Origin of the sequence: Sphingopyxis panaciterrae (assembly GCF_011762125.1) — a bacterium.
GTDB classification, from domain to species: domain Bacteria; phylum Pseudomonadota; class Alphaproteobacteria; order Sphingomonadales; family Sphingomonadaceae; genus Sphingopyxis; species Sphingopyxis panaciterrae.
Genome location: NZ_JAASQN010000006.1, coordinates 23,545 through 30,000 on the forward strand (window position 1 = coordinate 23,545; position 6,456 = coordinate 30,000).

The following is a 6,456-nucleotide window of genomic DNA, read 5'->3' on the forward strand; positions in this document are numbered from 1 at the left end:
TCACTTTCCGCGCGTGTCGATCGTCGCTTCCATCGACAGGCCGACGCGAAGCGGATGCGCTTTCAATTCCTTGGCATCGAGCGCAATCCGTACCGGAAGCCGCTGCACCACCTTCACCCAATTGCCCGTCGCATTCTGTGCCGGGATCAGCGAAAAGGCCGCGCCGGTGCCGCCGGCGATACCGACCACCTTGCCGCGATACACCACGTCGCCGCCATAATAGTCCGAAACCAGTTCGACGGGCTGGCCCATGCGGATGCGTTTGAACTGGCTTTCCTTGAAATTGGCATCGACATAGGCGGTCGCGATCGGGACGATCACCATGATCGGCGCGCCCGCCGCGATCCGCTGACCGACCTGCACCTGGCGGTTCGTCACAATGCCGTCGACCGGCGCGCGGATCACCGTGCGTGCAAGGTCAAGTTCGGCCTTTTCGAGCCGAGCCTGCGCCGCCGCGACGTCGGGCGCGGTTTCGATCGTGGTGCCGCGCACGACCGCGTCGGCGGCGCCGAGATCGCCGCTCGCCGATCCGCGCGTCGCTTCGGCCGAGGCGATGCCTGCGGCCGCTAGGTCGCGTGCCGCGGTTGCCTGCGCGAGCGCCGCGCGGGCGGCGGTCAATTCTTCGCCCGATACGGCGCCCGTGCTGGCGATGCTGCTCCGCCGCGCATATTCGGCCTGCGCCCGCGCCACCGTCGCGTCGGCGTCGCGCAATCGCGCGCGCGCCTGTGCGATTTCGGCGCCCCGCGCACTGACGCGCGCCCGGGCGGCGTCAGCCGTCGCGCTCGCCTGTCCGTAACGCTGGCGCGCCTGGCGCAGCGCCGCTTCGGCATCGGCGACCGCGATGCGCTGATCGGCATCGTCGAGGATGACCAGGATATCGCCCTTCTTCACGGCTTGCGTGCCGCTGACCCGCACATCCTTGACCGGGCCCGAAACGAGCGCGGTCACCGTCGCCGAATCGGCGCCGACATAGGCGTTGTCGGTCGACACGCGCCCGGCCTGGGTCAGGAAATACCAGATGCCCCAAAGCGCCGCGACCGTAACGACCACGATGGCCAGTATCCGGAACAGCTTCTTCCGTTTCGCCTGCCGTTCGCCATTGGCTTCGGGGGCGTCGGGGGCGGCCGCAGCCGTATCGTCGGCCATCGTCATTCTCCTGTCGGAATCTGGGTGCGATATCCGCCGCCAAGCGCGCGGATCAGGGCAATATCAAGGGTCCGCTGGCGCGCCTCGAGGTCGGCGACCGAGCGGCTCAAGGCCACCATGCTGTCCTCGGCGGTCAGCTGGGCGAGCTGGTTCGACAGGCCGGCGCGATAGCGCAGCCCGGCGAGATTGGCGGCCTCCGCCGCACCGCGCAGCGCTTCGCGGCGATCGGCAAGCTGGCGCGTCGTCGCCGCGCGGCTAACGACGATGTCGGCCACGTCCCGGAGCGCCGCGACCAGCGTGCCATCGTAAGACGCGACCGCGACGTCATAGTCGGCGCGCGCACCGCGGTAGCGGCCCTGCAAGCGCCCGCCATCGAAGATCGGAAGACTGATCGCCGCGCCGCCATTGCCATATTTGGACCCGGCATCGAACAGGTTCGAAAGCCCGAGCGACTGGAAGCCGACAAGCGCGGAGAGGCTGATATTCGGATAGAAATCGGCGCGCGCCACATCGATGCGTTTTGCCGCGGCTGCGGCGCGAAGCCGCGCTGCCACGATATCGGGGCGGCGGCCGATCAGGTCGATCCCGGCGGCCGGCGGCAAGCCGATATCCGAAACTGCGAGTTCGGGAGGCGTGATCGCCTGCCCGCGATCGGGGCCGGCGCCGACGAGCGCGGCGAGCCGGTTGCGCGTCACCGCGATCGCTTCCTCGAGCGCGACGATGTCGCCGCGCGCCGATGCAGCACGGCTCTCGGCCTGGCGCTGGCTTGCCATATTGTCGAGCCCAGCGCGGGTGCGGTCGGTCGACAATTGCGCGCTCGCACCGCGAATGCGCAGCGCATCCTTCGCGACGCCGAGCGCGTCATAATAGCCCGCAAGATCGGCATAGGCCGATGCGATGCCGGTCGTCAGCATCAGCCGCGCCTGCGCTTCATCGACGCGCGCGGCTTCGGCTTCGGAGGTGGCGGCGGCGAGCGCGGCGCGATTGCGGCCCCACAGATCTAGGTCGAAGGCGAAGGTCGCGGCGACATGCCCGGTGTCCTGGATACCTTCGGGAACGAATTGCGGCGGGATGCCCATCGTCTTGCTCTGCTGGACACCGCCGGCGCTCGCTTCGGCCCCGATACGCGGGCCGAGTGCCGCGCCGGCCTGCTGCGCCAGCGCATCGGCGGCGCGGACGCGTGCCGCGGCGATTGCGACATCGGGCGAGCCTTTCAAGCCTTCATCGATCAGCGTGGTGAGTTGTGCATCGCCAAAACCCTGCCACCAGCCCTCGACCGGCCAGGCGCCGGTTGCGCCGGCGAAGCTCGCCGATGATTCGAGCGATCCGGCGGCGACCGGGACGGGCTTGGGCCCGAGGTCGGGGACGCTCGCACAAGCGGAAAGCAGGCAGAAAACCGCAACGGAGGAGAGAAGTCGATAGGGCATGGCATCCAACGATACTAGCTGGTATCATGCGCCAATGAACTTCGGAGGATGCGTTGTCAATCGAAATGATACCAGATAGTACGGCTGCCTTGGACGACGCCGCGGCGGCGCGGCGCAAGGCATTTGTCGATGCGGCGCGCGATCTGTTTTTCATGAATGGCTATGCCGGCACAACGATGTCGTCGATCGCCAGCAAGGTCGGCGGTTCGAAGACGACGCTCTGGACCTACTTCCCTTCGAAGGAGGAGCTCTTCGCCGCGGTGGTCGACGATATCGTCGCCCAATATGGCGATGTGCTCACGGTCGATCTGCCGCTCGACGGTCCCGTGCCCGATGTGCTTCGCGCGTTTGGCAATATGCTGATGACGAAGCTGACGGCGCGCCCGCTCCTGTCGCTCTATCGCCTTGTCGTCGGCGAGGCCGAGCGTTTCCCGCATCTTGCCGAGACTTTTTATGCTCGCGGCCCCCGCCGCGGCAAAGCGCGCGCTGCCGACTGGGTGGCCGAGAAGATGATGCGCGGCGAGATCAGAATGGGCGACCCGATGCGCGCCGTGCAGCAATTTTCGGGGCTATGCCAGTCGGGCCTCTATCAGTTCGCGGTCCTCGGGCTTCCGGAAGGGCGCGACACCAGTCGCCTGCAGGAGGAGGTCGACGCCGCGGTCGACACCTTCTACCGCGCCTGGCGGCCGGAAACCGGAAGACTTTGAAGCGCGCCGCCTGCGCGAGCCTGACTGTACCGCTTCAGGAGCCGCCGGCCTGGCGGGCCCATTGGATATAGATGTCGGGGCCTGTCTCATCCTCGGCGCGACAATGGCGGATCTGCATCGACTGATCGATGAAGGGGCGCGCCAGATCGGCGGCGATCGCGGCAGTAGACAGCCCGAATGGTTCGGCATCGTCGTTCGAATAAGCGAAATACACCGCGGTGACGCCCGCCATCCACATTGCCGCCATGCACATCGGGCACGGTTGTCCACTGGCATAGACCGCGCAGCCTGACCGGTCAGCCGATGCAAGCCGCCGGCTTGCCGCGCGGATTGCTTCAAGCTCGGCATGCGCGTTCGGACCCGTCGTCGCGAGTATCCTGTTGACGCCCGTCGCGACGATTTCGCCATCTCCTTCACCACCAGCGCCCCGAACGGCTGCCCGCCGCGCGCAAGATTGTCTCGCGCCAGTTCGATCGCGACGCGCAGAAAGCGCTGCTCGTCCATCTTCAACTCCTGCCGTTACCCGAACGCGCATTTTTTTCCAAAGAAAAAGCCCGCTGAAAAGCGGGCTTGTGGAAAGAATGGTTTGCGAGAACAGGATCGGATCGACGCAGTAGCTTCCTGGAAGCGGCAGCTTAGTCGTGCTCTGGACGATTTATGCGCAACTGATCCGACGTCCGCATTGGGGTGGGAAGCGGGCATAGCTTTCTACAGCTTCGTCATCTCGGGCTTGACCCGGGATCCCGCTTTTTTGAGGGCACCAGCAGTTTTCGAGGTCAAGCGGGACCCCGGATCAAGGCGGAAGAGCCACGGGTCTCCTCCGCGGGTGACGATGAAAGGAAGGGCAGCAACCGGTCGTTTTCGGACACTCGGCTGTTTCGTTAGGGTCGAGCCCTTTGCTGACCGTGGCACGCGCTCACGCTTCGATGCAAACGGCTGAAGGCGGCATCTCTCCCATTCGGCTGCAAGCCTGTCCTTTGCATGGCAGAGGCCTTGATAATGCAGCCATTGCTCGCTCAGGCAAAGAAAAAGCCCGCCATCTCATCGAGAAAGCGGGCCAATATTGGTTGCGGGAGTAGGATTTGAACCTACGACCTTCAGGTTATGAGCCTGACGAGCTACCGGGCTGCTCCATCCCGCGCCACCAACTTGCGGATCTCCGCGCGCCCCAAGGATATCAGGAGGTGCGTGCCGCAAAACAGCAAAAGGCCGGCATCGCTGCCGGCCTCTAACTTTGTGAATGGGTTTTCCGTTTGACCATACGTCGGCTGCAATGCCTGGCGACGTCCTACTCTTCCAACGCTTAAGCGGTAGTACCATCGGCGCTGTCAGGTTTCACGGCCGAGTTCGAGATGGGATCGGGTGGGTCACTGACGCCATGGTCACCAAGCAATGAAGCCGGCGTAGGTCAAAATTGGGTTCAATCGATGCCCGTGCAATATGGACTGTTTACAATCATCCACTTCGCGGACAGTCCGTCAGGCTTTTGGCCGGTCAGGATTGTCGTTGATGGTGGGACTCTTAAGTGCGAATAGAGCAATTAGTATCGGTTAGCTCCACACGTTACCGCACTTCTACATCCGATCTATCAACGTGGTGGTCTTCCACGGCTCTATGAAATCTTATCTTGAGGGAGGCTTCCCGCTTAGATGCTTTCAGCGGTTATCCCGTCCATACATAGCTACCCTGCTGCGCGGCTGGCGCCACGACAGGTACACCAGAGGTATGTTCAACCCGGTCCTCTCGTACTAGGGTCAACTCCTCTCAAATTTCGACGCCCACGGCAGATAGGGACCAAACTGTCTCACGACGTTCTGAACCCAGCTCACGTACCACTTTAATTGGCGAACAGCCAAACCCTTGGGACCTGCTCCAGCCCCAGGATGTGATGAGCCGACATCGAGGTGCCAAACGATTCCGTCGATATGAGCTCTTGGGAATCATCAGCCTGTTATCCCCGGCGTACCTTTTATCCGTTGAGCGATGGCCCTTCCACTCGGGACCACCGGATCACTATGACCGACTTTCGTCTCTGCTCGACTCGTCAGTCTCGCAGTCAGGCAGGCTTATGCCATTGCACTCTAACAGACGGTTTCCAACCGTCCTGAGCCTACCATCGCGCGCCTCCGTTACTCTTTAGGAGGCGACCGCCCCAGTCAAACTACCCGCCACAGAGGGTCCCTGATCCAGTTTCATGGATCGAGGTTAGACATCAGAAAACAACAGGGTGGTATTTCACCTATGGCTCCACACCGGCTGGCGCCAGTGCTTCAAAGCCTCCCACCTATGCTACACAGTTCTTTCCTAATGCCACTCTGAAGCTGCAGTAAAGGTGCACGGGGTCTTTCCGTCTAACCGCGGGTACTCCGCATCTTCACGGAGAATTCAATTTCGCTGAGCATCTCCTGGAGACAGTGGGGAAGTCGTTACGCCATTCGTGCAGGTCGGAACTTACCCGACAAGGAATTTCGCTACCTTAGGACCGTTATAGTTACGGCCGCCGTTTACCTGGGCTTCATTTCGCAGCTTGCACCACTCCACTTAACCTTCAGGCACCGGGCAGGCGTCAGGCCCTATACGTCGTCTTGAAGCCGACTTAGCAGAGCCCTGTGTTTTTGCTAAACAGTCGCTACCCCCTGGCCTGTGCCCCCTCAAACCGGTTGCCCGGAATGAGGGCCTCCTTCTTCCGAAGGTACGGAGGCAATTTGCCGAGTTCCTTCAGGAGACTTCTCTCAAGCGCCTTGGTATACTCTACCATCCCACCTGTGTCGGTTTAGGGTACGGTCTATAATGGAGGGGCTATTTCCTGGAACCTCTTCAAAGCCTGACCAATCCAATAAGGTCAGACAATTTACGAGATCCGTCACACACCTCCAGGCCCACGAATATTAACGTGGTTCCCATCGACTACCCCCTTCGGGCTCGTCTTAGGGGCCGGCTTACCCTGCTCAGATTAGCTTTAAGCAGGAACCCTTGGGATTTCGGCGACAGGGCATCTCACCCTGTTTATCGCTACTCATGTCAGCATTCGCACTTCCGATACCTCCACGACCCATTACCAGATCGCTTCATCAGCCTACGGAACGCTCCGCTACCGCGTGTATTGCTACACACCCTAAGCTTCGGTGCACGTCTTGAGCCCCGTTACATTTTCGCCGCAGGAACCCTTATTTAGA

General features: G+C 62.3%; 4 protein-coding genes, 1 tRNA gene and 2 rRNA genes (1 of these 7 only partly in view). 1 reads left to right on the top strand and 6 read right to left on the bottom strand.

The window, feature by feature from the left end; genetic code table 11:
• Positions 1-1,146: an HlyD family efflux transporter periplasmic adaptor subunit gene (locus tag FHR22_RS18155; RefSeq protein WP_208417798.1), complete on the bottom strand. Its 1,146-nt coding sequence runs from the start codon at positions 1,144-1,146 to the stop codon at positions 1-3.
• 2 nt (positions 1,147-1,148) lie between these two features.
• On the bottom strand, positions 1,149-2,573 hold the full coding sequence (locus FHR22_RS18160; RefSeq protein WP_166945113.1) for an efflux transporter outer membrane subunit: 1,425 nt from the start codon (positions 2,571-2,573) through the stop codon (positions 1,149-1,151).
• 89 nt (positions 2,574-2,662) lie between these two features.
• On the opposite strand from FHR22_RS18160, the gene FHR22_RS18165 reads away from it, so the two are divergent.
• Positions 2,663-3,280, top strand: coding sequence for a TetR/AcrR family transcriptional regulator (locus tag FHR22_RS18165; RefSeq protein WP_243853838.1), 618 nt, complete (start codon positions 2,663-2,665; stop codon positions 3,278-3,280).
• Between the two features lie 34 nt (positions 3,281-3,314).
• Here FHR22_RS18165 and FHR22_RS18170 read toward each other — a convergent pair whose 3' ends face one another.
• The 4 genes from FHR22_RS18170 to FHR22_RS18185 all read right to left on the bottom strand — a co-directional run.
• Positions 3,315-3,815: a nucleoside deaminase gene (locus FHR22_RS18170; RefSeq protein ID WP_243853840.1), complete on the bottom strand. Its 501-nt coding sequence runs from the start codon at positions 3,813-3,815 to the stop codon at positions 3,315-3,317.
• A gap of 529 nt (positions 3,816-4,344) precedes the next feature.
• A tRNA-Met gene (locus tag FHR22_RS18175) sits at positions 4,345-4,421 on the bottom strand.
• Between the two features lie 134 nt (positions 4,422-4,555).
• A 5S ribosomal RNA gene (rrf, locus tag FHR22_RS18180) occupies positions 4,556-4,670 on the bottom strand.
• A gap of 131 nt (positions 4,671-4,801) precedes the next feature.
• Positions 4,802-6,456: ribosomal RNA gene (locus FHR22_RS18185) — 23S ribosomal RNA — on the bottom strand (it continues 1,136 nt past the right edge of the window).

Excerpts from the sequence above, each read along its gene's own strand:
- FHR22_RS18160 (WP_166945113.1), bottom strand. The coding sequence starts at position 2,573 with ATGCCCTATCGACTTCTCTCCTCCGTTGCGGTTTTCTGCCTGCTTTCC.
- FHR22_RS18155 (WP_208417798.1), bottom strand. The coding sequence starts at position 1,146 with ATGGCCGACGATACGGCTGCGGCCGCCCCCGACGCCCCCGAAGCCAAT.
- FHR22_RS18170 (WP_243853840.1), bottom strand. The coding sequence starts at position 3,815 with ATGCGCGTTCGGGTAACGGCAGGAGTTGAAGATGGACGAGCAGCGCTT.